The organism is Bifidobacterium sp. ESL0825 (genome assembly GCF_052606465.1).
Window position 1 is genome coordinate 16,828 of sequence record NZ_CP199589.1, and the last position, 26,487, is coordinate 43,314.

Below are 26,487 nucleotides of genomic sequence, written 5' to 3' on the forward strand. Positions count from 1 at the left end.
ACTCACCTGTCCTCCCATGCTCGTGACCCGGCAGGAGCGCTAGAGGAGACACCCATGACAGTCATGTAGGCCGACTCAATGTCGGGTTGGACGATGGTGATCGATGCCAGACGAGCACTCTTCATGACCGGCTCCTGCAAGAGGCGGGCTAACTCCTGCTCCGGGCTGGACACCGGGTGATCGGGCTCCAGGAAGCCGTCTGCCATCCGCCATCCGGGGATCTGGCCTGGGGCCTGACCGACGAAGCTGATACGCAGGGATGCCCGGGCGTATTTGTGGAGCACTTCCTGCAGGGAACCCTGGACCTTGATCCGCCCGTCGATTAGGAAGGCCAGGTTCGCGCCCATCTCCTCCAACTCCTTCAAGTAGTGGGTGGTGTAGATGATGGTGGTGCCTCGCCGGCTCATTGTCTTGACCATGTCCAGTATTCTGGCGCGGGCCTCCACATCCGCCCCGACCGTCGGCTCGTCCAGGAAGAGCACCGGGGGATTGTGGACCATGGCCATGGCGGTGTGAAGGCGTCGTTTCTGCCCTCCTGATAGATTCCCGGCTGCTGTTCCTGACTGGGATGACAGTCCCATGAGCTCTATCAGTTCGTCGGCCCTTTTGCCACCCTGCTTGGTGCTCAATCCCTGCAGACCGGCCATGCCGCGCAGATTGTCCCGGACGCTGAGGTGGGGATAGATGCCAAGGTCTTGCGGAGCAAGTCCGATGACCCGACCGAAGATGCGTGAAGGGGTTCGATAGGGGTTGCGCCCCTCGACTATTATGTTGCCTGAGTCCGGCTCGCTTAGCCCGGTCAAGGCCGAGATCAGGGTTGACTTGCCTGCCCCGTTCCTGCCCAGCAGGCCCAGGATGCTGCCGCGTCTGACTTCAAGATCCACACCCTTGAGCACCTGCCTGCTCCCGAATGATTTGCGTACCTGGCGACAGGACAGGGCGTATTCCCCTGACTCGTTTTTTGCAGGTTGCAAGGTATACCTCCTGACGATTGTTGGTAGTTAACAATGTAAACTATAATAACATTGTTGACAACTTAGTCTCACCATGACTCTTGTGGGATGCGTCAGCTCTCGGATATTCTGACGCGGCGAGACCGGGATATACGCCTCGCATCGTCTTGGAAGTACTATGCTTTCCTTAGCAGTGTTGGGAATCCAATAATTACTCTTCAACGAAGAAGACCCAAGGGGATCGTTCAAGTATGAGTGGGACAGGATGCTGTCTATGCGGCTGTGCCACTTCTATACCTCTGGTTGGCCGTAACTCTGGCTTGGCGATTCTGCAGGCGAGGTGACGGCAATAGCTGGTGTATACAGTAGTTGGATTATGGCAGAAGACTGTTGGCCCTGCTTGTGAGGAAGGTCCTGCTGGAAGGCAAAGTAGCAGGCTCAGGAAATGGGTGGCTCTGCAGTCTTGGGATTTTGCAGAGCCACCCCGCTTACTCGGGCAAAGAGCTCAGTGGCGTCGTCTGTTTGTTTCTCGCCGGTGGGATGTGGCTGCCGTGGCGCCTGCAGCGGCGAGCAGTCCTGCGGCGAGCAGGACCAAGAGGCCGGTGTTGCCGGCCATGGGCAGGATGCCTTCGTAGGTGTAGCCCAGGTGAGCGGTCGTCTGCGCGGCTTGGTCGATGGCCCAGTCGATGGCCACATCGACGTGTCCTGCGTCGTGGGGTGGGTTGGTTATGCTCCAGGTGCCGTCGTCGTTCCTGTACAGGCTGGTCCCGGGGATGCCGCCGAACTTGACGCCGGTGAGAACCGGAGGCGCCGGATCGAAAGCAACCGCCATGGGGGCCGTGCTTTTGGCTGCCGTTTGATTGTTGCCTAGCTGCCCGTACTGGTTGTCACCCCAGGCCCAGAGGTTGCCATCCCGCCTGACGGCCAGTGAATGGAGTTGTCCCGCGCTGCTTCGAACGGCCTTGAATGCTTGGGCCTTATTGGCAGGGTCATTGATGAGCGCAGGTTTGTTCTGATTGACGGTGCTGCCAATGCCCAGCTGCCCGTTGCTGTTCCATCCCCATGCCCAGAGGCTGCCGTCCTGGCCGACCGCAAGGGAGTGATTCACGCCCGCACTGATCTGGGCGGCTTTAAGGCTTTGGCTGGTATTAGTAGGGTTTTGCACGGTTTGAGGCTTGTATTTATCACTGGTGCTACCATCGCCCAGCTGGCCGTACCCGTTGTATCCCCAGGTCCAGGTGTTTCCGTCCGTATCGATGGCCAGGGCGTTCCAGCTTCCTGCACTGATTTGAATGGCCTGGAAGGACTGGTTGGGCAGTCGGGCCGGATTGGCCGCGTAAGTGGTGCTGTCACTGGTGTTGTTGCCGAGCTGGCCATTAGTGTTGTATCCCCAGGTGTACACGTTGCCATCGGCGTCCAGGGCCATGACGAAGCTCCAGTTGAGGCTGACCTGGACCGCGCGCAAGGCCTGTCGCGGATTGTCCGGGTCAGCGGCTGGTGTCGGGTTCTTCCTAGTTGTGCTGTATGCAGGCGTCTGCCCCTTGCCAGTGCTTTCGCTGCCCCAGGTGTATACGCGGTTTTCAGAGTCGATGGCGGCCGAGTCGGCGACGCCCGCGCTGACTTGTACGGCTTTGAATGGCTGGCCGCTGGTGTCCTTGACGGGCTGAGGCTGGTACCGGTCCGTGGTGGTACCGTCACCCAGCTGCCCGTGGTCGTTGCGGCCCCAGCTGTAGAGGATGCCATTTGATCCGATGGCCAAAACGTGCGAGTCGCCAGCTACAACCTGCGTGTAGGTAAAGCTGGAATCCGCGCCGTCGGGCAAGGGGACTCTGACAGGGGTCTTCTGCATGCTGGCATCGGCCGGTTTCTGAGCCAGCTGCCCGTATTTGTTGCTTCCCCATGCATAGGCGTTTCCGTCGCTGGCGACTCCTATGGAGAAACTGTTGGCGCTCGCGGTCTGGTAGCCTCCGGCGCTGATTTGGTTGAAGCGGATGCCTCGGTTGATTGTGGGTGGGGTGATGGTCACATGTTGTCCGCCGAGCACATTGCCTTTTTCAGGGTTCAGGGCCCAGTGCGTGTCCATCTTGGTCCAGTGGGCGGCCAGGGTGATGTTGCCGGTGACGGTCTGGCTGAAGTCGTAGGCGATCTTGGAGTCGTTGCTGGCGTCTTTGATGAACCATCCGTCGAATAGGCAGCCGTTTGCTTTCGGATCGGGGTAGGGGCGTTTGGCCTGTTTGCCTTCGGTGACCGTCTGGCTTTGGGGCATGCCGGAGGGTGTCGGGCAGGAAGAGTCCGTGCTGGTGAAAGTGACGGTGTAGGAGTCTAGGTACCTGTAGGCCAGGTGGGTGTCCGGCTGCTGGCCGTTCAAAGCCCATGAGACGGCTGTGTCCACTTTTCCTCGCGCATGCGCAGGCGTGGTGACGCTCCATGTGCCGTCCGCGTTCTTGGTTATGTCCGTGCCTGCCGTTCCACCGAAGCTGACGGCGGTGACTGTGGTAGTGCCTGGCAGGTTCACTCGCCCGGGGATATGCCGATCGTTGGTGGTGTTGTCGCCCAGCTGGCCGTTGACGTTGCTGCCCCAGGAGTACAGGTTTCCGTCTGAGGCCAGGCCGAAGGAGTTGTTGTTCCAACCAGCGCTTACCTGAACCCAGGTCAGTCCGGAAGGCGCATCCGTCGGCGCAGCAACCCGGACAGGAGTACTGCGCAGGGTAGTGGTGTTGTCACCAAGCTGGCCATTTGTGTTGTCCCCCCAAGAGTATACGTTTCCATCAGTTCCTATACCTAGTGATGCATCGGATTGGTTGCTTACCTGTTTCCAAGAGAATTGAGGAGATACCCCGTAGGGCTTGGCTGTACGAGTTGGACCATGTGAATCTTGAACAAGTCCATCGCCAAGAGACCCTTTAGTACCAGCTCCCCATCCATATGCGTTGCCATCAGATCCGACGGCCAGAGAAGAGTAGTCGCCCATTTGGAATTGTTTCCAGGTGAAATTGGAGGGAACCCCTTGCGGTGTGGCAACTCGAACAGCGGTGAGTATCTCTTCAGACGTTGATCCTGTACCCACTTCACCACGGCCATTTGTGCCCCAGCTGTAGAGCAAGTTATCCGACCCCAGCGCTAGGGAGTGCCAGCCCCATCCGTTCATTTGCTTCCAAGTGAATCCGGAAGGCACTCCTTTTGGCAATGTCACTTTGACGGGGGTATACTTTTCGGTCATGGTGCCGTCTCCCAGTTGGCCATGATCGTTGTTGCCCCAGCTGTAGAGATTGCCGTCAGATCCTATGCCAAGAGCATGCAGGCTGGCTGCTGCTTCCTGCTTCCATGTGAAGCCAGCTGGAGCATTTTGCGGCATATTAACAGGTTCGGGGGAGGAATGGCTGTCATTATCTTTGTTGCCGATGCCGAGCTGGCCGTAGCTGTTGTCACCCCAGCTGTAGATCTTGCCGTCCGACCCCAGGCCCAAGGAGAACTTGTGTCCGGCTGAGGCTTGGACCCAGGTGAAATCCTGGGATACGCCCTGGGGTTTCTTCACCCGGACCGGCTCGTGACGTTCAGTGATGGTCCCGTCGCCGAGCTGGCCCTGCTCATTGCTTCCCCAGGCGTAGAGGTTGCCGTCCGAGGCGACTGCAAGAACGTGCCCCCTCCCAGCGCTGATCTGGCTGAAGCGTATTCCTCGTGATCCGGGCGGGATCAGGGTGACTTTCGTGCCGCCGGCGACCGGCCCCTGCACAGGGCTCATGCTCCAGGCATCTGCCTTGGTCCAGTGGGCGGTGAGCTTCAGATCGTTGGTGACGGGCTGGTTGAAATCGTAGGCGACGGGCGTTGAGCCGATGAACCAGCCGTCGAACAGGTAGCCGTTTTTGGTTGGATCTGCCGGCCGCTTCGCACGCTCGCCGTCAGTGACTGTTTGTGTCGTGTCGCTGCCTTGGGGATTGCTGAAGGTGACGGTGTGCGATGTGGAGGCGCGCGCCTGCAACCCGGCGTTGTCTTTGTCGTCGGAGGTGCTGGTTCTGTCCGGCGTAAGGGAGATGGAGGGGGTCGGCTGTGTCGGATTCAGAGGGGAGGATGTAGCCAGGGGAGATGGCGAAGCAGGAGAAATAGGAGTTGTTGCTGTAGGAGTGTTTGCCGTTCCGGTTGGCTGGATGGCGGAGTCGGGAGCATTGCTGGACTCTTGCTTGGCTTCATGATCACCCTCCCCCACGCTGTACTCGGTTGCAGCGTTGTCTGCCGTGGCATAGGTGCAGACCAGGAGGCTTGCGGGCAGGATGATGGCCAGCATAAGGCTGACCAGCAAGGCCGGTCGATTCGATATACGCATATTCGAATGCTGACGAGGCATAAATGAAACCCCTTCCCCAGGAAGCGCAGCCACGTTATCACGAATCCCCATCGTCCGGCGAGTCGCATGCCGAAAGAACTTTTGCTACTTATATAAGTTTACCATAATATGTGAAAGCAAAGTGAAAATAAAACATGAAAAAATGCCACCAACCTACGGTGTATGACTGGCTTTTGCTTCTATCCGTGTAGATGAATGCGCGACTTCAAGTTGTAAGTGATTATGGGACCATCCTATTGATCCGGCCGCTTACTTGATGTAGGCGGGCTCTTGCAGCAGTCACGAAGAGAAGCCATGGGGAGAGCTGAAGAGGGATTCCGATGCTGCCCGTATATGGCCGGTTATCCCCGTAGGTATAAGGCTAATTGGGCTGGAGCATGGCGGCCCAGCTGATGTTGTAGATAGTGAGCTCCGGTGGCGGCGGCTAACGAGGAGGCGCAGTCAACGCTCTGCTTCTTTCAATTGCTGGTTTGAACTATTGCAACTCAAGATGCAGGATGCTTTTGATTGCCATGACTCGCTTGATAACTAATGCCCCAAGCGCGCAGAGCATTGATGACTGGTTTCAGGCTCTTGCCCGTTTCTGTCAAGGAATATTCCACTCGAGGAGGTACCTCCGCATACACTTTGCGGTGCACTAGGCCATCACGCTCCATTTGGCGCAGGTTAGAGGTAAGCACCTTCTGCGAGACATTGCCAACGGAACGGCGCAGTTCGCCAAATCGCATGGTTCCGTTCAGCAAATCGCGCAGGATCAGTGCCTTCCACTTATCTGAGATCATCAGCAAAGTAGTTTCTACGGGACACGTCGGTAACTCGCGCTTCATCTAAACTCCAATCAGAAGAATGCAGGGAAATCAGCAAAAGTTCCCAAAAAGTAACTATAGAACATATTTATGCCTACTTCTTTTTTATTCTGTATGTCCATAAGATACATCATGACAGCAGAAAACAGAATTAGTCCGTAACGAATATGGAGGGAACCATTATGAAGATTGCAGTAGTCGCGGCAAACGGTAAAGAAGGCCAACTTGTTGTCAAGGAAGCCTTGTCGCGCGGAGACGAGGTAACCGCTGTGGTGCGAGGCGAAAACAAGTCGGCAGCTCCAAACGCCATCGTTAAAGATCTATTCGATTTGACCACGGCGGATCTGGCTGGCTTCGATGTAATTGTGGATGCCGTCGGCACATGGACATCGCAGACTCTGCATGTCATTCCGGATGCAGCCAAGCATCTTGCTGACATACTGTCAGGAACCGATACCAGATTGATTGTGGTAGGGGGTGCCGGTAGCTTGTTTGTTAATAAGGAGCACACCTTGGCGCTTAAAGATACTCCTGATTTTTCGGATGACTACAAGCCGGTCTCGGCCGCCCATAGCAAGGCGCTTGAAGGCCTACGCAACCGTTCCGATGTCAAGTGGACCTACATCAGCCCTGCCGCTGATTTCCAAGCCGATGGAAAACGCACGGGTTCATACGGGTTGGCAGGTGAAGAATTGACTGCGAATGCTGAAGGGGAGAGTTTCATCAGCTATGCCGATTATGCAATTGCTGTCGTGGATGAGGCCGAGTCGGGCAAACATGTCGGTGAACGCATTTCCGTTTATGCCGAGTAGTTGGCTGAAGTTCGAGCCATTTAAATTGAGAATACAATTTGAGCAACCTGCTTCTTTTTGAACTGCGACATTTCTATTATGGGGAGTCGAAGCAGATGCCTATACACGGCTATTTCTGATTTTTATAGTTGAGGGAACCGCATCTTCTGATTGTTGGATTGCTTTTTAGCCTACCGACAGTCTAGATGCGGTTTATTTGGCTGAACCTAATGGAATCGTCTCATGTGAATTAGTGATTGGATTCTGCTTCGTTGTTGTTGCTTTCCCTGATTTTATAATCATTGAAAATTACCTAGTATCTTAGACCAAACACTAAGGACGGCATTTTGTGTTGTCGGTATTCAACAGATGACAGATTTGGAATCAGCCTTGGAATAACACATCACAGACAGCCCCCCCCCCCTGAGCTGGTTAATGGAGGATCCGGGTTTTCGGAGAAACAATGAAAGACCGATTATGGAAGCCTGCATGTCAGATTGGTGTCATTTTGGGGATAGTCAGGAGGCCTGAAAATACAACTCTTTTCCTGTCAGCCAGGATTAAAAGCAACATGAACGTTTCTTTCATACCGTTACCGCTTTAATGGCTCTAAGTATGACCGAATGAATGTTAAAGTCCTGATTCACGACGATGGTCTTACTGAAACAAGATGCGAAGAGGGTTATGATATAACGGCTCCTTTGATGATCGTAGGCGACAACAGCGATGAACACGCAGCCGACGACGACTATAGAAGATCAGGAAGTTGTGGGGTGATGACTGGGGGATAACAACATGCGTATCTTATTCTTTTTAAAGTGTATCAAGCACGCAGCGGGTTTGGGTTTCTGCTATTGAGTGGGGGATTAGAAGAAAATATAGGACGATATGATGAAAAAAATAACAAACTTAGTTTTCATGTGGAATTTAACCAGGGAGCAATGAAGCCCCGATTCACTACAGAAAGGCTATGACACTGAAGCCATATGCCTGAGAACGGCTATCGATCTAACTGGGTCAGTCATTATTAAGGTCTTGCAGCACAGGGCGTAGTCCAGATTGCTCCTGTAGGTGCAGCTACGAGGACGAATGCCTCGCAAATCCTGTTTCACCTTGACTTACCTAATTAATGTATCAGAGTCAGGATGCTCTGCTGGAGTATCAAACAAGTATGGGGATTTTCGGCAGAGTAGTCAGGTCATACGATTCTGACTGAAGTCAGCCAAGGATATACACCGTCGTGAGTATAGAGGTGATGGGCGAACGAGATAAACGGATGGGGAATAATAGGTGATTTTAAAAATAAAAGTACTGAAGATTGGTCTGCTGAGGCGGTGTTGATGGGCCTCAGAGAGTTATTTGGATACTTGTCGCTGATATGTACGAAAGTAATTGATTTGGTCATCTGTCTAGACCGAGTAAGATGCTATCCGATTTCTAGCAGTCTTCGGATTTTTTGACTCCGGCCTCGTAATCAAGACCGGAGTCTTTTACAAAGGGCTATATTCAGGCCAGGCTGAGGGGCCTGAAAACAGCGGCTTCGTTATCACCGGGCTCTGCACAGATTCCGTATAAGCCGAATTAGAGCCTGTCCATCCATAACAATTGGCGAAGCAGTTGCCCTTGTTGTCGATGGCCGGCCCGCCGTCCCCGCTTGTTCAGCTGCTCCCACAGATTGGGATAATCCTGGAGGTTGGTGCTTCCCCCTGGTGTGGCGACGACTGGGCCGGAGCCTGCACAGGCTGAAACCTGCCGCGGTTGCCGGACGGGCGGTTGGAAGTCCGAGGGGATTGCGAGTTGCCATTTCGTCTATTGTTGGAGGTTTCTGACTTTCGTTGCGGAGATTCTGAACTTTGGGCTGCCTGCAAGGATCCAGCCGCATCTTGGTAGGCCTTGGCTTCATTCCCCTTGACCTGGCCGGCCTGGTCGATGGCCTGCTGCAGGCTGTCTCAGGTCGTGTTGCCGGCCACCTTTCTGTCCGAGTCGGCCAGCAGCTTTGACGCTTCGTCCTTCTTCCCGTCCAGGGCCGCCTTGGCATCCTCAAGGGTCTTTGCATCCCGGGACGCAATAACTGTCTTAGCCGCCTTGGCTACGGCCGCATATTTGCTGTCAATTTTTCGGGCCTGGTCGGCCTCGGCTTTCAGATCCCCGGTGGACATGGAAGCCTTGCACTGGACTATTGGCTGCTTGAGTCCATGGCCAGCACGGTGCTCGTATCCTTGACCTGGCCCGCATTCACGTCGGCGGCATCACGGTAGCTAGCCAACTGGTCTGAGCCGGTTTTCTCATGCAGGGTCTTCACCGCCCGATTGCAGGAATCGAGCGCCGAATCATGCCGATGGGATTCAACTAGGCGCCAGCACACAAGACCAGACACAACTAACACCACTGCAACTACTGCGATAATCACAGGAACCAGCCACTTCGGATGTCGCCTGCCTAACGTGGTGTCCCCATCCTCCGACATGACCGCCAGCGGAGCCGAAGCCTCATCCTCGATCGGATCGGACACACTCTCCAGGCCCTCGGCCCTATCATTATCCTGAACCGCCATGAGACACTCCCTCTTTCCCTCAACCTCTGTCACGTCTCGGGATCGATGGTTGATTGGGCAGGCGCGCATTGCTGCCTCTCATACTTGTGAAGATGTGACTCTGCCACCCTTCAGAGACTGCCTCTGCTGCACATTCTTCGCGGTCATGCAGGGAGATTTTCTCTGTCATGGTCCCATTAAGGCCGCAGACACCTTCCGTTTGCGACTGTGCAGAATCATCGATGCACGGACATTCAGTACTGTATCAGGAAGCCGATTATGAATCCTCTTACGATACAAAATTTAATGTAATTCGATAGGTGAATGATTAAATGAGAATGGAAATGCTGCCAGAAAGTACATGAATGTACCAAACCCAGAACACGTTTACGGTCATTTCTCATACATCAGTAAGAGCAATTGAAGCGGGGAATGCGAAAAGGGAACAGTTAACCCTCTCATACAAGTTATGTTTTGTCGTTCACACTTTCTGTCTTTGTTGACATAGCTTGACTTGACCGGCAGAGTGATGGAATGAATTGTTGCCTATAGAGGTTTGGAGCATATTGTCGGTCGACGCTTTTCGACGCTTTCATGTCCACAAAGGAAAAACAAGGTCAATTGTCGGCTATGGCATCCCGCAGTACCGCCATCTGCAGTTCTAGGTATGAACTGCGAATGGACTCGACCATTAATTTGGAATTTAGACAATTGCATTTTGGCATAGTTGCAAGAAGTTCGTCATCGCCGAATATTGGGATCTACGATGCTGATGAGAGGCTTAGACCTTGTCTGGGGATAGGCTCGCAATAGTTGCATACATAGTTTTATTAGTGGCAGCTCGAGGCCTCTTTTGATTTTGCGTCAGTGATATGAATTTGTAGTTATCTTTCAGCCTGGTACGTTGTGTGTGATACTCGGTGAAGAGAATCGGAGAAAGGGTTATGGGCGATAAGGACCAGGAATCAGAAGTTAGGGAAGCAGGTGAAGAGGATGTGGTCGATAAGGCTCCGCCGGTGTTCGTGCCGGAGGATGGGGATACCACGTTAGGCAGGCGACATCCGAAGTGGCTGGTTCCTGTGATTATCGCAGTAGTTGCAGTGGTGTTAGTTGTGTCTGGTCTTGTGTGCTGGCACCTAGTGGGGTCTCGTCGACATGATTCGGCGCTAAAATCCTGCAACCAGGCTGCCAAGTCACTGTAGGGCAAAAACCGGCTCGGCGCAGATAGCCTGGTATCGTGAGGCTTCCGGTGTAAAGGTTGATCAGGTCAAGGACGCGGAGACCGTGGCGGATATGAGCCGCAGGGTGAAGGCTGCTGGCGGACTCAAGCCTTCTTCGATCCAGTGCAATGCGTCCATGTCCACAGGCGAGCTGAACACTGCAGTCAGCAAGGCCAAGAGGATTGACAGTGAATGCGCGCCCGGATTTGAGTCGGCCAAGGATGTGTTTGCCTCCCGGGATGCAAGGGCCCTTGAAGACGCGAAGACAGTCCTGAACGCGAAAAAGGACGTTGCTGGGTGATTCGGTAGACAACGCGACCCGCGACGCCCTGTAGATAGCTATTGATAAGGCCGACCAAGTCAAAGGCGATAAGGCGAAGGCATACCAGGATGCTGCTGGATCTTTGCAGGCGGCCATCGACCAGGTGAACGCCTCCGTGCAGGCCAAGGGCCAGGCCGACCAGCAGGTCGCAGCCCAAGCCGCGCAGCAGCAAGCGCAACGGCAGGGCGCCGGCAAGCCCCATCATCCTCGCAAAGAGGTAATGGTAATGGAGCCAGCGGGCATGCCGTATTGCCCCCGTTGGATACAACACATCATGGTTGTAATCCGGATGGCTCCTGTGGCGTTGGCTGATTGACTGAGAATTGAGCATTTGCCATAGGTGCTGATTGTCTGGGGGGGGGGTCCTGTTCTGCTGGTATTGCTCGTGGGAGATCATAAGGCTGTCTCTTTTACAGTATTCTGTTGCACCCGCTGAAGAATGCGATATGGTCCGGCTTGGGTCTGAACGTGTAGGTGTGGTTAAGGATGTCAATGGCATTTTGAATACGCTTTTAAGCTACGCACAAAGGTGAGAAATTATTCTTAGGTTGCATGCATCGCTTTAGGGCTACACCGCTTGACTGATATGGTTTAGGTAGCAGCTTGTCACCGGGGATGATCCGCACTGAATGCGGGCCGCTACTGCTGGAGCGAGTGCTGATACGGCCGTTGCGAATGTGGTGAATACACGCAGGGCTTTGCGTCGCACTTTCTCCATCGCATCAATAGGACGACGTGCCGAATCAGTGCAAGAGGCTGTACCCGGTATTATGCGGTCTGCTTCGGCAAACTCCGAACATGTGGATCGAGCAATGCAATCAATTTGACACCATTCGGCTGGTCGCATGAGAGTTTGTGCGGATCCCCCTGTTTAATGTCGATCTTTGCGAAGGGGAAGAAATTCTGCCCGTCGCCTGCTGGATAATTCAAGTTTGAAGAGGAGCGCTGCATGGCTTGTCCGTTCACCTTGCATTGCCCGGCTTCTGTCTGCTTAAGATCGGCCCGTCGCGCAAGTACATACAGGGTTCCCGACTTGTTCGCGGAGATGGTTGTGACGTTGCCGTCACCAGAAACGTCGTACTTTGTCAAAGATGAAAGGTAATTGGAGACCTGTTCCACGGACGGCTCTGAACGATTCGATCCTTGGCAGCCTGAGAACAGGGCCACACTCATCAAAACTGCTACAAGGGCGATTATTTGTTTTTTCCTGATGGCGCCAGCCGTTCTTGCTTCGCTATGGAACCGGGCTGGCGATGCCGTGAGCCGTACCAAGTGTCCTTGGGAATCCCGCTGATGCGCCACTGTCGAATTAAAGTCCGTCTGCTCAAAAGCCTTTGTCTTCTTCATCAGTTCTCCTTAGGCAGGTAGAGGAGGGTTCACAACACTGTTAGTTGGATTTAAGTTTCATAACTCAGATGAGCGGTAATTAGATAAAGCGAGTTGAGCTCTTTATTTAAGAAATACAAATATTTGCCAGTTTGTATCTTTCGTGGTCGAATTCTGGCTATATTTACGTGATTAGCCGTCATTCTCCTAATTAATCGGATTAGCGCCATGCATGCGGTTCCTACTCGCTTTAATCATGAAATCTCAACAGGAATTGAGATCTGCTTTGAGGAAGTCTCTGAAGGCGTGTGCTTGTCACATTGTTTTCTTACCGGCTATTTACCAATACAGAAACAATTGCTCGAAAATTCATATGAGTCTGGCTGCATTTCTGAGTTGTGCGGCCAGTTCATTGAATGTCTTCTGTCCGCTGACCATTTCTTGTATCCAGCGATACATGCCATTGCGCTTAGGTTCGTCTGAATCGTCAATATCCAATTCGATACCCATTCTGAAAAGAAAAGAAAGCGAAGCTCGCATGGCAGTTCTTTTGTTGCCGTCACCAAAAATATGGTCTTTTGCCAGCATTTCTGCGAACCTGCTTACCTGATCGAAAATGTCCGTGAATTTAAATCGCTCAGCAGGGCTCACGCCAAAGCAGATGCAGAAGACTGTATAAACTGAAGTGAGCAATTTGCTCTCAACTTCAAGTCGTTGTTTCTGCTCACCCCGAATGTCGCTTTTACTAAAACCACCGGTTTTCTGTATTTCTAGCTTGTGCAAATCAAAGATTCTGCTGGCTTGTTCTTTGCAATCCTCTTCGCTGAGGATAATGGGCGGCGCTATGGCCGCCCAATCCAACTTCTCATTCTTCATGAGTCCTTCAACAGTTTCAGCGCATTGGGGAATCGCTCATTCACCGCACGAACACCACCGGCCAAGGTCCTGCGCAAATCAGGATGATCAATGCCATCGTGAGATCTGAGTATGGCCTCTTCGGTAATTTCGTTGTTCTTGCGGGGTTCATACACAGCTTTCCAAGCGGAACCGTTGCGATGTGAATAGTCCACAAGTTCGAAGGCTGCCAATGGTCCGTATAAATCGACCACCCTTTGAATCACATCCTTTGCCTCTTGGAGGTCTGTTAAGGAATTGGCCTGATTATGATCCTCTGATATTGCTGGAGCAGTGACTCGATCTGAACCATACTTTCTAAATGCTGTATAAACGCTTGGTTCCACAGGGCCGTACTCCCATGCTTGTATAGGCTCATCGAAGAGCTTATGCCCACGTGTTCGGAGGCATTCAACCTGTGCAAAGTAAACCAACTTGTTAATTTTCATATTGGTCAGATAAAGGTCCTTCTGATGCTTGGAAATTAACATATTAGCAATTGTCAATGCAGGCATTGCTATTCACCTCCCGTCATACATTTCTAATGTGTGTAATATCATTTTATGCTTGTTGTCAATTCTGGAAAATAGTTGTCCACTTTGAGTGGATAAAAGAGGCCACGGTTTTTGGCAAAATGTAAGTTGTCACTTATTCTTTACCCGGAATATTTGTGACGAATCTAGTGCGGTTTCAGTTTATGAAGTACTGGTAATCCTTTGGCCAAGCGTAGTTGGATCGTTTGAGTTATTTAATGTGCAATCAATTGGCGGCTGTTGATTAGTGGGCTGTCCAGGTTCGAGCGCCCTCAGGGCAGCTGGTTCATATGTCCGCTGTAGTCGTGGTTGACCGGGTTGGTGCTCCAGGGGTAGGGCAGTGTGGTCTGCGGATAGATGTCCGCCAGCAGGTCGTAGCCGTTCGGGTCGTATTCGCGCAGCTCGTTCCTGGTGTTGAGTGGGCCTCGGACACCGTCCCAGGTGTCGTCGTCGCTCTCGGCCATGACGTTGAACCACATGGAGGTCAGGGTGGCGAAGTACTTCTCGATGTTGCCCATCAGGTAGGTGTGGGGCCAGAGATCATTCTCCTGTGCATGACTATAGGCGGCTTGGATCCGGTGGGCCAGGCTCTGATCCTCCAGGCGGTTGATGCCCAACAGGTGGATGGCGTGGCCGAATTCATGGGCCAGTATGGACTCGTTGGGATAGCGGGTCTGGTGCACGCCCTCGGTGATGCGTTCGATGTTGGCGGCGGAGATGGATGTGACCGGGTCGCCGATCATGCCACCATAGCCTTCGACAGGCCGATCCATGATCTGGGCGCCGCCGCGGTGCTCTAGACGTCCTCGTGCAGCCTGTAGATGGCGACCCTGGCGCCTTCGGTGGTCATGGTCTGGGCAACCTGCGGCGATGAGGACAGCATGGTGTCGATCAGGTCGGCCGCCAGCAGCCAGGTGTGGTGCTTGACGTCATCCGACGATTCGATGGGGATGCCGCAGCGGCAGTTGGTGAGCTGGGTGTATTGATAGTGCCAGTTGTTGATCACGATCTCGACCTCCGGGTCGGCATGCTGGCCTTGTCGGTTGACGATGGCCGCGTCCGCACGTATGGTCAGGCGTCCCAAGACAGTGAAATCCAAGGGTTCCCTGGTGATCAGCGTGGACCGTTTTTTGATGGGTTCATAGACGTTGAGCAGGTTCCACTCCACGTCGGTCCTCTCCATCAGCGGCAGGGGATGCCCGTCCAAGGAAAGGCGGAAGTGCTGGGGATCGGCGGCTCCTTTCACCTCCTGGTCCCAGTAGAGTTCGATGCGTCGAGAATCGATCATCTGGCTGAAAATCACCCGGGGTGGATTGGTATGAGGCATTGGGGATCTCCCTTCATTGCGGAATCACCTTGTTGCTTTCATCCTATGGGACTTGTGGGCGAAACCTCTTTGGCGGGGACCATTGAGTCAATAAAAACCACCTATTGTTCCCTTCGCTCAACCCTACGGTCGGGTTCAGTGGGAGTTGAAGTGGCGCTGATGAAAGGTTCTGCGGTAGCGTGTGGGGCTGATGCCGGTGCAGCGTTTGAACACCTTCATGAAGTATTTGTCGTCCTTGTAGCCGACGATGGCCCCGATGCTTTCCACTGTGTCGTCTGTCTCCACCAGCAGCGACTTGGCCGCCTCCATACGGAAGCGTTCGATCTCCTGGGAAATGGTGATGCCGAACTTCTGCCGGTATTTGCGAGACAGGTAGCTCTTGTTGTAGTTGAAGTAGTTGGCGATCTGCCCCAGGCTTATGGGTCCCAGAGCGTGGATGCGGATCCAGTCGCGCACCGGCTGCAGCTCGTGCAGATTCATGGATTGGGTGTGCAGCAGCTGCCTGGTCTGCATAGTCACTTCATAGAGCACGCAGGCCAGGATGGCGTTCAGATAGCGTTGGTCGCCGTGCATCTGGCAGACGTCCAGCAGTTGGTTGGTGATGACGGTGATTCGATCCATGAGCAGATTCTCACTGTAGGCGGGCAGGAGGATGCTCGAAGTCTCATCCACATTGGGGTCATCGCCAGTGCCCTCGACTGGGGTCAGGCCGGGCAGACTGAAATGCATCCAATCAAACTTCAGGCTCTCGGTGATGGTGCGGAATCCCTTGTGCTCCAGGTTGGGAGGGACGATCAGGAAGGTGCCGGGCCCGACCATGTAGCGCGTATCGCCAATCTGCAGTGGCAGTATGCCTCGGATGTTGCAGATGATTTCGAAGGTGCTGATGATGCGTCTGCTGTGTTGCCAGCCTGGCTCGCCGATGAAGGTCCCGGCAGATACCAGTTCAGGTTGGGGCTGGCTTGCCTGGTCAAAGAAGAATGTCATGAAAGTCGACCTCTCGTCAGAAGAATCGGTAAAAATTCTCCACGTATTGTGAATTCTAGGCCACCGAACACGAAGTTCACCATCGCTACCATTGAAGACAGCATAGGCAGTGGAGCCTAGGCACGTCAGAAGGAGACGGGACGATTGTGGCAGACTGGGTCATTCCAGCGCAGGGGTCGGTGACCCAGGTGGCTGTAAAGAATCTATACCTCAAAATAATCCACCTTTTCTATAAATTCACCACCATTCCGGGAGCGATGCAATCATGAAACACACAGAGAGCACCTTGGAAGAGGTCAGGGACGACAAGGGCTTCTTCGGACACCCTCGTGCCATCGGGACCCCGGCTCTGGGCAATTTCTGCAACTCTGCCGCCTGGGGCGCCTTCTACGCCCTGATGATCTACTACCTCTACACCCCCCTTCTCCAAGGGGCTGGGGTTCTCCCAAGGGGATGCGGCTTTGATGATCGCGGCCATGGGTGCGGCCAACGGACTGCTCAATATCGTGGGCAGCTGGCTGTCTGACAGGGTCCTTGGAATGCGTAAGGCGCTAATACTAGGGAACCTGCTCAAGGCCATAGCCTTCTTCATCCTGGCTATACCGCCGACCAGTCAGGTCTTCGGGCAGACCATGGCCTACATCGCCCTGGTGCTGCTGTCCATGCCCATCATGGGGATGTCCAACGCCTCCCTGACCGGGCAGCTCTACCGCAAGGAGGACGCTCGCAGGCGCGACGCGGCCTTCACCGTTCACCAGTTCGCCAACACGGTGGCTGGGCTCATTACCCCGGTCGTGGTTGGCCAGATTGGTCTGAGCAACTACCATATCGGCTTCGCTGTGGCAGGGGTCTTCGCTCTTCTCTACGGCGCGGCCATCTTCTTCACCCAGTATCGGTTCTTCGGACCCCTGGGCGAGGCTCCGATTAAGCCCCTGTCGGTCCGGGAGCGCGAACGGATACTCAAGGGTCTGGTCATCGGGTTGGTTGTGCTGGCTCTGGTCGTCGCCGCCCTGGTGCTGACCAAGCATTTCAACCTGAATGCCATCATCAACGCCGTCACCACTTTCGCCTTCGTAGTGCCCCTGTGCTTCCTGGTCAACCTTTTCGCCAAAAAGGACCTGACGGCCCGCGACCACACCCACCTTCGGGCCTTTCTCTGGTTCTTCTTCGCACAGATCGTCATGGCCTTAGGGGGCACACTACTGACCAGCGCCATCGCCATCTTCCTGGACAAGAAGATCAACCGGGTGATTTTCGGCATCACTATCGCCCCGGGCTCGCTCCAGGTCATCTACATGATCCTGGATCTGATAGCGGGTCCTATCTTCATCTTCCTATGGACTGAGACACGTGCTGGGTCGATCCGGACCACCTATAAATATGGTATGGGTTTGCTGGTCACGGCCCTGGCCTTCTTCACGCTGACCATACCCTCCCTGATTTTGGGCGGAAGCGGATCCTCCGGCTACTCCCTCTGGCGGGTGCTGATTTACTACGCCTTCATGGCCTTGTCCGACCAGCTTGTCGGTCCGATCGGCAGCTCCCTGGTCTCCGGGCTTTCTCCTGAGTCCTATGAGACCCAGTTGCAGACGGCATGGAACCAGACTGCAGCCATCGGCAATGCCATTGCCATTATCTTCTTCAAATTCTTCCAGACGGCCGACCAGCAGGTCTATCTCTTCCCGATTGTGGCTGTGGCCTTGGTGGCCGTTGCGCTGGTGCTGACCGTCTTCAGTCGTCACATAGAAAGGCAGATGGCAGCATGAGTCAGCAATTCAATATGAGCGGGCCTATTGAGATCAGCCAGGCCAGCGTCGACGACCCCTTCTGGTCAGCCGAGCAGGAGCTGGTCAGAACAGCGGTCCTGCCCTACCAATGGAGGGCCCTCAACGACCAGGTGCCTGGTGCTTCGCCCAGCTACTGCATGCACAACTTCCGTGCCGCCGCCGCGCTCAACAAGAGGCTGAATGGGCAGGAGGGGAGCGGAGACTTCCAGCCGCCGACTTACACCAATCAGGGTTTCCACTGCCTGCCGGAGGACCCGGATCATCCCGATCCGGACAAGTTCTATGGCTACGTTTTCCAGGACACCGACTTCTCCAAATGGGTGGAGGCCGTGGGGTACTCCCTGGCGCATCATCCGGATGCCGATTTGGAGCGCCTGGCAGACGGGGCCATCGACATCGTCTGTGCGGCCCAGTTAGACAGCGGATACCTGGACACCTACTACATCCTCAACGGGATGAACCGGCACTTCACCAATCTCAAGGATCATCATGAGCTCTACTGCCTGGGCCATCTGATTGAAGGTGCCATCGCCTATTACCAGGGCACAGGCAAGACCAAGCTTTTGCATGCGGCCGAGCGGTTCGCCGACTATGTAGCCGCGACCTTCGGGCCGGGCGACAATCAGCTGCATGGCTATCCGGGTCATGAGATTGCCGAGATGGCTCTGATCCGCCTGTGCGAGACCACCGGAATCAAGCGATATTTGGACCTGGCGGCCTACTTTGTAAATCAGCGGGGAACAAGCCCCCTCTATTTCGAGCAGGAGGATCGGCAGAGGGCAGACTATGAGCATGCCGACTTCACTGTCGACGACAGCAGGCCAGCACCCTATGCCTACTACCAGGCCCATGAGCCGGTGGCTCAGCAACGTCAAGCCGTGGGTCATGCGGTCAGGGCCGGGTATCTGTACGCCGGAGCTGCCGATGTGGCCCGGCTGACCGAGGACCCTGCACTGAATGAGGCGGTGCATGCCCTCTGGCGTGACATTGTTGACAAGAAACTCTACGTCACGGGAGGGGTGGGTGCCGACGCGGGTGCCGAATCGCACTCCTATGCCTATGACCTGCCCAACGACACCGGATATTGTGAGACCTGTGCCTCTGTGGCTCTGGTCTTCTTTGCGCGGAGAATGCTGCAGCTGGAGCCCAGGTCCGAATATGCCGACGTGATGGAGCTGGCCCTCTACAACACAGTGCTCGACGGCATGGCCATGGATGGCAAGAGCTTCTTCTATGGCAATCCCCTCGAGGTCAGGCCGCAGACCAAGCTGAACAAGGATCCCCGCTACAGCTACGTGCCCATCGTGCGCAAACGGTGGTTCGGTTGCGCATGCTGCCCACCCAACCTGGCACGGCTGGTCGAATCGGTGCAGGATTACGCTTACACTCTGGCCGAAGATGGGTCCACGCTCTTTGTACACCTCTACATCGGCGGCAGGATTCAGGCGGATCTAGGAGAGCGGTCGATTGCTCTTCGGGTGCATTCGGAACTGCCCTGGAAGGGTCGAATCAGCCTAGAGGTGGAGGCTTCCGGCGACGGTCAGACCACTTTGGCCCTCCGTCTGCCTTCCTGGGCTGGAGGCGATGCAGCTGCAGATGCGGTGACAGTCCACACAGGCCAAGGTTCCTCGAACGCCATCAGCCGACGTGTGGAACAGGGATACCTCTACCTTTCCGGTTCCTGGAAGCACGGTGATCGAATCGACATCGACTTCGACATGCCAGTACGTGTCGTTGCCGCCAACCCTTTGGTCAGTCAGGATGCAGGCAAGGTAGCGGTGACCAGGGGACCCATAGTCTACTGTGCCGAGGAAAAGGACAACGGGGGCAATCTGCACCTGCTGCATCTGGACGGCAGCGCCTTGTCGGATGATGCAAGCCGTGTGAAAGTCGAGCCCTTCATTTTCCAGGCAGGAGCGTATCTCGACGATCCTCAGGCCGAAGGCCATGTCGATAAGATCAGCCGCAGCATGGTCAGACTGCAGATGCCCGCCTGGCGGGAGTCAGCAGAGGGAGCTGATACTGCTCCGCTCTACCGTCAATGGCAACCTGTCCGTCGCATGCCGACGACAGCCACCCTGATTCCCTATTTCGCCTGGTCCAATCGTGGCGAAAACGAGATGAGGGTTTTCCTGGACGTGGATTGAAGGCCGCCATCCCTCAAGCACGCTGCGGTTTCTGTGAGCGGTGCAGGGCGGCCAGGATCAACAGAACCTCCAGGGTGCCAACGACCAGCAGCAGGATCAGGGCATGCTGGGAGCCGTTGATGGTGCCCAGCCGTCGGTCTGCGACTGCGGCCTGGCCTGCTGCGACGATGGTCGCCGCCAGGCTGCTGCCGATGGCTGCGGCAAACTGTTGGACGGTGTTGAAGATGGCGTTGCCGTCGGCCTGCTGTTCCTGGCTCAGCCTGTGCAGGCCGTTGGTCATGATGTTGCCGTAGCTCAGCCCGATGCCCAGCATGAAGAAAATATAGAGTATCAGGATGGCCACGGCTGTCAGTCGACGGGCCGTCAGGGCAAATCCCAGGAGGCCGATCAAGGAAACGAGGCTGCCGCTGATGATGGGAATGCGCGGGCCCAGCTGATCGTAGAGCCTGCCAGAGAGCGGGGCCAGAACGGCTCCGATCGCTGCGCCCGGTAGCACCACCAGTCCGGCCTGCAGAGAGGTGCAGCCATCAACCAGCTGCAGGTGGTTGGGCAGGATGAAGGAGAGGGCCAGGGCGCTGATCTGAAAGAGGATATAGGCGCCGACATGCAGGGAGAAGCGGCTGTCTGTGAACAGCCGCACATCGATGATCGGTTGGGCCTGGTGCCGGGCGCGGAGGGTGAACACCGCCAGGGCTATAAGCCCCAGGGCCAGCGCACCGCTGAATCTCCAGGAGAGCCAACCCGCCGAGGCGTTGCTGATGCCGAAGATCAAACCTGCGAAGCCCAGGACCATAAGGAACACGTCAAGCGAACCCAGTTCGGCCTGGTCGTCGTCTGCCTTTACTGGGACCGAAGGTATGCAGGCCAGTCCGGTCACCAGGGAAATAATGAGTATGGGGATCAGGATGATGAAGACGAAGCGCCATCCGATAGTGGTTGCTACCAGACCTCCGAAGGTGGGGCCGACAGCTGGTCCGATGGCCGTAATCAGGGTGCCTACGCCCATCATGGTGCCGATGCGTTTTGTCGGAACCTCCTGAAGGATGATGTTGAACATGAGAGGCAGAGCGATGCTGGTGCCCAATCCCTGTATGGCCCTTCCAAGCAGCAGGAGAGGGAAAACCGGAGCCAGCGCGTCGATGACCAGTCCGGTCAGGAAGAGCAGGTTGGCGCACAGAAAGAGGGTCCGGCTGCGGAATCGGCGTTTGAGGGCCGCTGAGAGCGGGGTGATGGAGGCGACGACCAGCAGGTAGAGGGTGGTCATCCATTGAACGCTGGAGGTCCCGATGCCGAAATGGCTCATGAGGGCTGGGAAGGTGATGTTCATGGCCGTCTCCACAATCACGCCGCAGAAGGACATGATGCCAGTGGCCACCACCGCGCCAATGACCCTGCGGGGGATTGCTGTGCTTTGTGCTTGCGTTGCTTGGATTGCGCTCATGAGCGAAACTCCTTTCCAGCCTGGGAGGGATCGTCGGAATTCAAGGCGATGATGTTGGCCAGGACATGTTCAAAGGCAGCCAGATCACGCTGTTCGAACGGGCGCTCCATGGCCTTTTGCTGGTCATCTATATAGTTCCGCACTGCTTTCTGCAGGCTCCGAGCCTTGGTGGTGAGAGCAATGATGCGTTGGCGGCCGTCCCTGGGGTCGCGTTTGGTAGTGACCAGTCCACTGGCCTCCATTCGCTGCAGGATTTTTGTCGTTGTGGACGGACGGATGTCGAATTCCATTTCGATGTCCCGCTGGGTGTGGTCCTGGGACTCGCCCAGAAAGTCGATGATGGACATCTGGGTGCCGGTCAGCCCGTATTGAGCCGCGTAGGCATCCATGGATCGTGACATGAGGTTGGCTGCCCGTTTGATTCGCTTGCCGTAGTCTCCGGTCAAAGGCTCTCCTTCGGATAGATTGTTAGCTACCTAATGAATAATCTCCCGGGTATGGACAAGCGCATGTGTGCGTATATATAGGTTGTCGACGTAGTCTTCGGAAGGCTCGCCTTTGTTTCTGAGTTTTGCGAGATTCTGCCGGGTGGTAATTTCTGTGGACAGAGGCCAAGTCCAATTTGTCTGCAGTTTTGAGTCTCGATAACTTTGCCCCTCATCTGAGCGATGGCAGGCCTGTAGGACCCAAGCTGCATTCAGAACAGTTATCCAAATGATCAGTATTTCAGCTACCGTCGTCGGGTTGGTGCCAAGGCGGCAAGCGATGTGATCCCTGGTCGCGCCACTGCGCCTTTCGAGGTCTATACGCGGACCGTATTCGCTGACGACGCCGGTTCTGCCTATACCGACAAGAAAATCAGTCTGAAGCAAGGTATGGTGCCTGGCAGAAGCACCTTAAGGAAGGTGCTAAGCAGCGGGGCTTCACCGTACACTGATCTTCTTAAAGTAAATGGGAACCTTGCCGTTGCCTTGTATTGTTTGAGTATGAGACCACGGCATTGCCATATCGGCAAGGATGAAACACTATGGCTGATGTATGTGTTGTCTCGTGGCTTCATGCGTAAGGTCGAAGCCACCGGTTGCTTTCATAGTCCTGAGTTCGTTTAGAGGTCGTCAGGAGCGGTTGTCGTGATTCGTGCGGAAAGTGATTCGTGCGGAAAGGAGGGTACATCATGGCGAAGCCTGCTGAACACGGCATCGATGTCAATGCTTCTGACTTTTTGATTCATACCCCTTCGGCTATTGCGCGAACGACCTTTTTCTATCCGCTTCGGGTGGGTAAATTCTCCTATGAACCCGGTTATAGGCTGGAGCGTCGGTCCTTTGACAGTTATCTGATCATTCATATCGATAACGGCAGGCTGACGCTGGGTCTGCCCGAAGGCTCGTTCGTAGCTGAGGAGGGCCGGTTTGCGCTGGTCAACTGCTACGCACACCATGCCTACGGCACCGATGTCCCAACGACCGCCCAATGGCTCCACTTCGACGGCATCATGGCTCGGCCCTACTACGACTACATCATCAGGAAGCTAAGCAACGTTTTCATGCTTTCCTCCGAGACCTACGCCTTGGAGCGGATGCGGACCATTACCTCCTTGATGACGGCGGAAAACGGCTATTCGGAAGCGAGGATGTCCAAATACATCACCGACCTGCTCACCGAGTTTGCCGATGAGCAGCCGCGATCCTTCAAACGAAAGCAGGAGGAGGTGGTTGAGGACACGATCGCTTATGTGTCCTCCCACTTGTATGAGCCGCTCACCGTCTCCGAGCTGGCCAAGCGGGTCTTTCTGAGCGAGTACCACTTCATCCGATTGTTCAAGCAGGAGACCGGCATCACGCCCCATGCCTACCTGGTGGATTCCCGGATTCATGCGGTGCAGTATTTGCTGGTAAACACCGGGATGTCCATACGACAGATTTGTCAGCAGTGCGGTTTCACATCCGAATCCTCACTGTGTGCATCCTTCAAGAAGAGTACGTGCATGACACCCATGAAGTATCGCAGACTCAAGCAGGGCGGGTGACTGACAGGAGTGATTGGGCTGTCGGCGCCAGCGGCTTACCTGTATAAACGCATTTCTAAAATGCGCGTTTTGCACATTCTTACAGCCTGGCCGTCCACGGATCTGTCCCTCGACATAGGCGGGTTGAAAGTGAACAATAATTCGTTATCGTAATTCGGTGTGGAATGCTGCTGTTAATTCCGTTGCGCAACTTATACTGCAACGGAATTAACAGCAGTCAATCTGCTGAACGGCCCGCCGGGCCAAGTCAGATCATGTCTAAGCAAAACCACGCTCGTACATGCTCGGTTAGGCTTTCTTTCTGACTACCATCGAGAAGGTCAGGGGGATCTGAGGCTGATTGTGGGGCATGATCCATCCCTGGAGATCTGGACTGTACTCAAGCATTGGCAGTGACTGCCAGTCGTCCACATTATGCTCGCCGATGGCCTCTATAGTCAGTCCGGCATCCAGAAGAGCGCTGCTTATTTCCTGGAAGTCATGAGCCCAATTGTGATTGGTGGTGTGGGTAATTTGGGGTTTTGTCCCATCCTCGAGCGAGTCGGTTGCTGACGTGTAGCTTTGATCCGTCTCATAGGTTGTTTCTGTCCCACCAAAATAATCTTGAACTATTGACATGCCCTCGTTGTTCAAGGCAAAAAGCAGGGGATGGTTGTCGCGGATCATGAATATTCCACCATCTGTTAGCAGGGAGGCGATTGAACGAGCCCAGTCCTTCAGATCGGGAAGCCAGGTGATGGTTCCGCAGCTGGTGACGATTACATCGAACGAGCCTTTCTGATCAGGCATGGCATCGGCAGCGCAACGAGCATCGCTTTGAACATAGGTTATGGATGCTCCGGCCCGTTCAGACAGTTTCCTGGCATAATCCAGCGAGGTGGGGGAGAAATCCAGTCCATATACATCTCGTGCTCCCAAGCGCCACCATGAGATGGTATCAGAGCCTATATGGCATTGCAGATGCAAAAGGTGCAACCCTTTGATGCTGTGTTCTGGCAGATGGGGCTTCAAAACCTCCAGATCGCGCAGGGTTACCGACGACAGGGCCGATGGGTCATCCGCAAAAGCGTCAAGGTCTCCATAGCCACCGTTGGCATGCACAACTGCCCTGTCATTCCAGTTGAGGAGATTATCCTCTACATCCTCGTTCTGGTGCATTTGATGGGACATGGTGTTCCTTTCTGGTGAGGCTTATCAGCAGTGATCGAGCCGGACAGTGTCCAAAACTAGTTTTTCAAGTTCAGATTTGCGCAGACATGTCAATCATGCGCGAATATGCAACTTTTTATTATCCTGAATATCCACTTCGTTGGCAAATATAGGGTGCCCCGGATGCGATTCGAACGCACGACACCTTCTTTAGGAGAGAAGTGCTCTATCCCCTGAGCTACCGGGGCAACGGAAACTACTGTACCACGAAGTGGGACTTGGGCAGGTCGCTGGTGTGCAGGCCCAGGGGGAGGCCCTGTAGCCATGCTCTTCCTGGAGAAGTTGGCTCCCTATTCCAGCCCACTATACGTTCATGGCTTACAATTGCTCAACGGTCGAACTGACTATACATCCCTAAGAGGGGGACCGGGTTGGCGATGATTTGCTGGAGGAGACCATGGCGAGATTCAGACAGTCCTTCCTGGTGAAGCATATCTTTGGGTGGGTGGCCAGGCTGTTGGCGTTGGTCAGCTTGGTGGCCCTAGCGGCGCGTGCCTGCCCGGCATGGCTGTCATCGATTCCATACCTGCCGGATCTGGCCGCTCTGACGCCCTGGTTCATCCTCTTGGGCCTGCTGGCCCTGGTCCTGGCTCTTATGGCTTCAAGATGGTTTACGGCTTTGGTTCTTATCGGCGCCTTGGCTCTGAATGTCTACTGGCAGTACCCCTTCTACCAGGAAGGATCCGAGCTCAATGGCCAAGCTGATCAGCTCATGGCCCTTGAGCATCCCGACCGCTATGACGACGTGGCCCGGGTTATGACACTTAACGTCTATAAGGGTCAGGCCGATGCCGATCAGGTAGTCAAGACTGTCAGCGACAACCGAGTGGAGGTGCTGGCTCTGCAGGAGGTCAGCAAGGATTTTGTGGACCGTCTGCACAAGGCCGGCATCGACCGCTATCTGCCTCACGAGCAGCTTTCCACATCTTCGAAAGAATATGCCAACGGTCTTTGGACGGCCGCGCCGATGCAGTCGCCTTCAAAGGACGATGTGGGTTCTAGCTCTTCCATGATGCCAGCGGCCAGCATTGACTTCGGCAGGGGGAAGACCAGCGTCAGATTCGTCTCGGTCCACACCACCTCGCCGCAACCGGGCAGTTGGAATGCCTGGCGACGCAGCGTGTCCGACCTGGGAAAACTGCGGAAGCACGAGCACACTCAGTACGTGCTGATGGGGGACTTCAACGCCACCTATGATCATGCGGTCTTCCGAGACATGCTGGGGGAGCGGTTCAGTGATGGGGCGCGTCAGGCCGGGCATGGCATGAGCATGACCTGGCCGGCCAATCGAGCCCCATTGCCCAGGTTGGCGGCCATCGATCATGTTGTGGTGGACCGTGACATCAGGGCCAACCGGTTGCAGACCATACCTATCGCTGGTTCGGATCATGTGGCTCTACTGGCCACGGTGATGGTGGAGTAGAGGGCTCTCAGGCATCCAGGTTGGACTGGGTGCCGGCCTGGGCTCCGGCGCTGGCCTGCTCCTGCTGGGCGGCGTCGAGCTTGGCCCGCACCTGGCCCAGCAACTCCTGGGCACGCTTGGCCAAGGCTTCGCCGATCTCCCACTGACGCATGGAGGCATCCAGATCCAGACCGCCGGCCTCCAGCGCTTGAACCGCCTGGATCAGCTGGTCCCGGGCCTGCTCATAGGGCAGTTTGGCGATGGTCTCGCGTTCCTTCTGGCTCAGGGCCGAAGCCAGTACCGGCTGTTCCTTGCCCTGCTCCTTGGTCTGCTCCTCGTCGGTGTCGCTCATGCCTGCTCCTCTTCTTATCTGATTTCTATCTGGTGCGTTATCAAATTTCTGTTGATGTGGATGGTTATCGCGGATGATCATACGCG

The 26,487-nt window shown here is 55.0% G+C and carries 22 protein-coding genes and 1 tRNA gene; 7 read left to right on the plus strand and 16 right to left on the minus strand.

Features of this window, described 5'->3' with window-relative positions; translation table 11 throughout:
• Positions 1–2: 2 nt before the first annotated feature.
• The 3 genes from ACUIAG_RS00070 to ACUIAG_RS00080 all read right to left on the minus strand — a co-directional run bounded on the left by ACUIAG_RS00070 (position 3) and on the right by ACUIAG_RS00080 (position 6,122).
• Positions 3–974 carry an ABC transporter ATP-binding protein gene (locus ACUIAG_RS00070; RefSeq protein ID WP_445339754.1) on the minus strand — a complete coding sequence of 324 codons (972 nt, stop codon included), beginning with the start codon at positions 972–974 and terminating at the stop codon, positions 3–5.
• 484 nt (positions 975–1,458) lie between these two features.
• Positions 1,459–5,274 (minus strand): RCC1 domain-containing protein, encoded by a 3,816-nt coding sequence (locus tag ACUIAG_RS00075; protein ID WP_445339755.1) that lies wholly within the window; start codon positions 5,272–5,274, stop codon positions 1,459–1,461.
• Positions 5,275–5,780: 506 nt separating this feature from the next.
• Positions 5,781–6,122, minus strand: a complete 342-nt coding sequence (locus tag ACUIAG_RS00080; protein ID WP_445339756.1) for a winged helix-turn-helix transcriptional regulator — start codon at positions 6,120–6,122, stop codon at positions 5,781–5,783.
• Positions 6,123–6,283: 161 nt separating this feature from the next.
• Here ACUIAG_RS00080 and ACUIAG_RS00085 point away from each other — a divergent pair, with 161 nt between their 5' ends.
• Positions 6,284–6,913 carry an NAD(P)-dependent oxidoreductase gene (locus ACUIAG_RS00085; RefSeq protein ID WP_445339757.1) on the plus strand — a complete coding sequence of 210 codons (630 nt, stop codon included), beginning with the start codon at positions 6,284–6,286 and terminating at the stop codon, positions 6,911–6,913.
• A gap of 1,928 nt (positions 6,914–8,841) precedes the next feature.
• Here the strand turns inward: ACUIAG_RS00085 and ACUIAG_RS00090 are convergent.
• Both ACUIAG_RS00090 and ACUIAG_RS00095 read right to left on the minus strand, forming a co-directional pair.
• Positions 8,842–9,051, minus strand: coding sequence for a hypothetical protein (locus ACUIAG_RS00090; RefSeq protein WP_445339758.1), 210 nt, complete (start codon positions 9,049–9,051; stop codon positions 8,842–8,844).
• A gap of 17 nt (positions 9,052–9,068) precedes the next feature.
• Positions 9,069–9,446: a hypothetical protein gene (locus tag ACUIAG_RS00095; protein WP_445339759.1), complete on the minus strand. Its 378-nt coding sequence runs from the start codon at positions 9,444–9,446 to the stop codon at positions 9,069–9,071.
• Positions 9,447–10,709: 1,263 nt separating this feature from the next.
• On the opposite strand from ACUIAG_RS00095, the gene ACUIAG_RS00100 reads away from it, so the two are divergent.
• Entirely contained in the window at positions 10,710–10,946 is a 237-nt protein-coding gene (locus tag ACUIAG_RS00100; RefSeq protein WP_445339760.1) for a hypothetical protein, read from the plus strand.
• 789 nt (positions 10,947–11,735) lie between these two features.
• On the opposite strand, the gene ACUIAG_RS00105 is transcribed toward ACUIAG_RS00100, so the two are convergent.
• From ACUIAG_RS00105 to ACUIAG_RS00130, 6 genes are all read right to left on the minus strand, one after another.
• Entirely contained in the window at positions 11,736–12,314 is a 579-nt protein-coding gene (locus tag ACUIAG_RS00105) for a hypothetical protein (protein WP_445339761.1), read from the minus strand.
• A gap of 348 nt (positions 12,315–12,662) precedes the next feature.
• On the minus strand, positions 12,663–13,169 hold the full coding sequence (locus tag ACUIAG_RS00110; protein ID WP_445339762.1) for a Fic family protein: 507 nt from the start codon (positions 13,167–13,169) through the stop codon (positions 12,663–12,665).
• Positions 13,166–13,702, minus strand: coding sequence for a Panacea domain-containing protein (locus tag ACUIAG_RS00115; protein ID WP_445339763.1), 537 nt, complete (start codon positions 13,700–13,702; stop codon positions 13,166–13,168). The genes ACUIAG_RS00110 and ACUIAG_RS00115 overlap by 4 nt, the downstream gene beginning before the upstream one ends.
• 290 nt (positions 13,703–13,992) lie before the next feature.
• Positions 13,993–14,493 (minus strand): hypothetical protein, encoded by a 501-nt coding sequence (locus ACUIAG_RS00120; protein WP_445339764.1) that lies wholly within the window; start codon positions 14,491–14,493, stop codon positions 13,993–13,995.
• A gap of 23 nt (positions 14,494–14,516) precedes the next feature.
• Positions 14,517–15,047, minus strand: a complete 531-nt coding sequence (locus tag ACUIAG_RS00125; protein WP_445339765.1) for a hypothetical protein — start codon at positions 15,045–15,047, stop codon at positions 14,517–14,519.
• A gap of 135 nt (positions 15,048–15,182) precedes the next feature.
• Positions 15,183–16,034: a helix-turn-helix domain-containing protein gene (locus ACUIAG_RS00130; RefSeq protein ID WP_445339766.1), complete on the minus strand. Its 852-nt coding sequence runs from the start codon at positions 16,032–16,034 to the stop codon at positions 15,183–15,185.
• A 265-nt stretch (positions 16,035–16,299) separates the two neighbouring features.
• Here ACUIAG_RS00130 and ACUIAG_RS00135 point away from each other — a divergent pair, with 265 nt between their 5' ends.
• Genes ACUIAG_RS00135 through ACUIAG_RS00145 form a run of 3 tightly spaced genes read left to right on the plus strand, consistent with a single transcriptional unit; the run spans position 16,300 to position 19,968 of the window.
• A complete protein-coding gene (locus tag ACUIAG_RS00135; protein WP_445339767.1) occupies positions 16,300–16,560 on the plus strand; it encodes a hypothetical protein in 261 nt (86 codons plus the stop codon).
• Complete coding sequence (locus ACUIAG_RS00140; protein WP_445339768.1) at positions 16,499–17,800, plus strand: oligopeptide:H+ symporter; 1,302 nt, start codon at positions 16,499–16,501, stop codon at positions 17,798–17,800. The genes ACUIAG_RS00135 and ACUIAG_RS00140 overlap by 62 nt, the downstream gene beginning before the upstream one ends.
• A 14-nt stretch (positions 17,801–17,814) precedes the next feature.
• Entirely contained in the window at positions 17,815–19,968 is a 2,154-nt protein-coding gene (locus ACUIAG_RS00145; RefSeq protein ID WP_445339769.1) for a glycoside hydrolase family 127 protein, read from the plus strand.
• A 13-nt stretch (positions 19,969–19,981) separates the two neighbouring features.
• Here the strand turns inward: ACUIAG_RS00145 and ACUIAG_RS00150 are convergent, their stop codons facing one another.
• Positions 19,982–21,409, minus strand: coding sequence for an MFS transporter (locus tag ACUIAG_RS00150; RefSeq protein ID WP_445339770.1), 1,428 nt, complete (start codon positions 21,407–21,409; stop codon positions 19,982–19,984).
• Positions 21,406–21,855 carry a MarR family winged helix-turn-helix transcriptional regulator gene (locus tag ACUIAG_RS00155; protein ID WP_445339771.1) on the minus strand — a complete coding sequence of 150 codons (450 nt, stop codon included), beginning with the start codon at positions 21,853–21,855 and terminating at the stop codon, positions 21,406–21,408. Before ACUIAG_RS00155 ends, ACUIAG_RS00150 begins: the two co-directional genes overlap by 4 nt.
• 728 nt (positions 21,856–22,583) lie before the next feature.
• Here ACUIAG_RS00155 and ACUIAG_RS00160 point away from each other — a divergent pair.
• Positions 22,584–23,438, plus strand: coding sequence for a helix-turn-helix domain-containing protein (locus ACUIAG_RS00160; RefSeq protein ID WP_445339772.1), 855 nt, complete (start codon positions 22,584–22,586; stop codon positions 23,436–23,438).
• A gap of 288 nt (positions 23,439–23,726) precedes the next feature.
• Here the strand turns inward: ACUIAG_RS00160 and ACUIAG_RS00165 are convergent, their stop codons facing one another.
• Both ACUIAG_RS00165 and ACUIAG_RS00170 read right to left on the minus strand, forming a co-directional pair.
• Positions 23,727–24,596: a class I SAM-dependent methyltransferase gene (locus ACUIAG_RS00165; RefSeq protein WP_445339773.1), complete on the minus strand. Its 870-nt coding sequence runs from the start codon at positions 24,594–24,596 to the stop codon at positions 23,727–23,729.
• Between the two features lie 166 nt (positions 24,597–24,762).
• Positions 24,763–24,835, minus strand: a tRNA-Arg gene (locus tag ACUIAG_RS00170).
• Positions 24,836–25,044: 209 nt separating this feature from the next.
• On the opposite strand from ACUIAG_RS00170, the gene ACUIAG_RS00175 reads away from it, so the two are divergent.
• On the plus strand, positions 25,045–26,070 hold the full coding sequence (locus tag ACUIAG_RS00175) for an endonuclease/exonuclease/phosphatase family protein (protein WP_445339774.1): 1,026 nt from the start codon (positions 25,045–25,047) through the stop codon (positions 26,068–26,070).
• Between the two features lie 7 nt (positions 26,071–26,077).
• Here the strand turns inward: ACUIAG_RS00175 and ACUIAG_RS00180 are convergent, their stop codons facing one another.
• A complete protein-coding gene (locus tag ACUIAG_RS00180) occupies positions 26,078–26,401 on the minus strand; it encodes an exodeoxyribonuclease VII small subunit (protein ID WP_044097639.1) in 324 nt (107 codons plus the stop codon).
• Between the last annotated feature and the right edge of the window lie 86 nt (positions 26,402–26,487).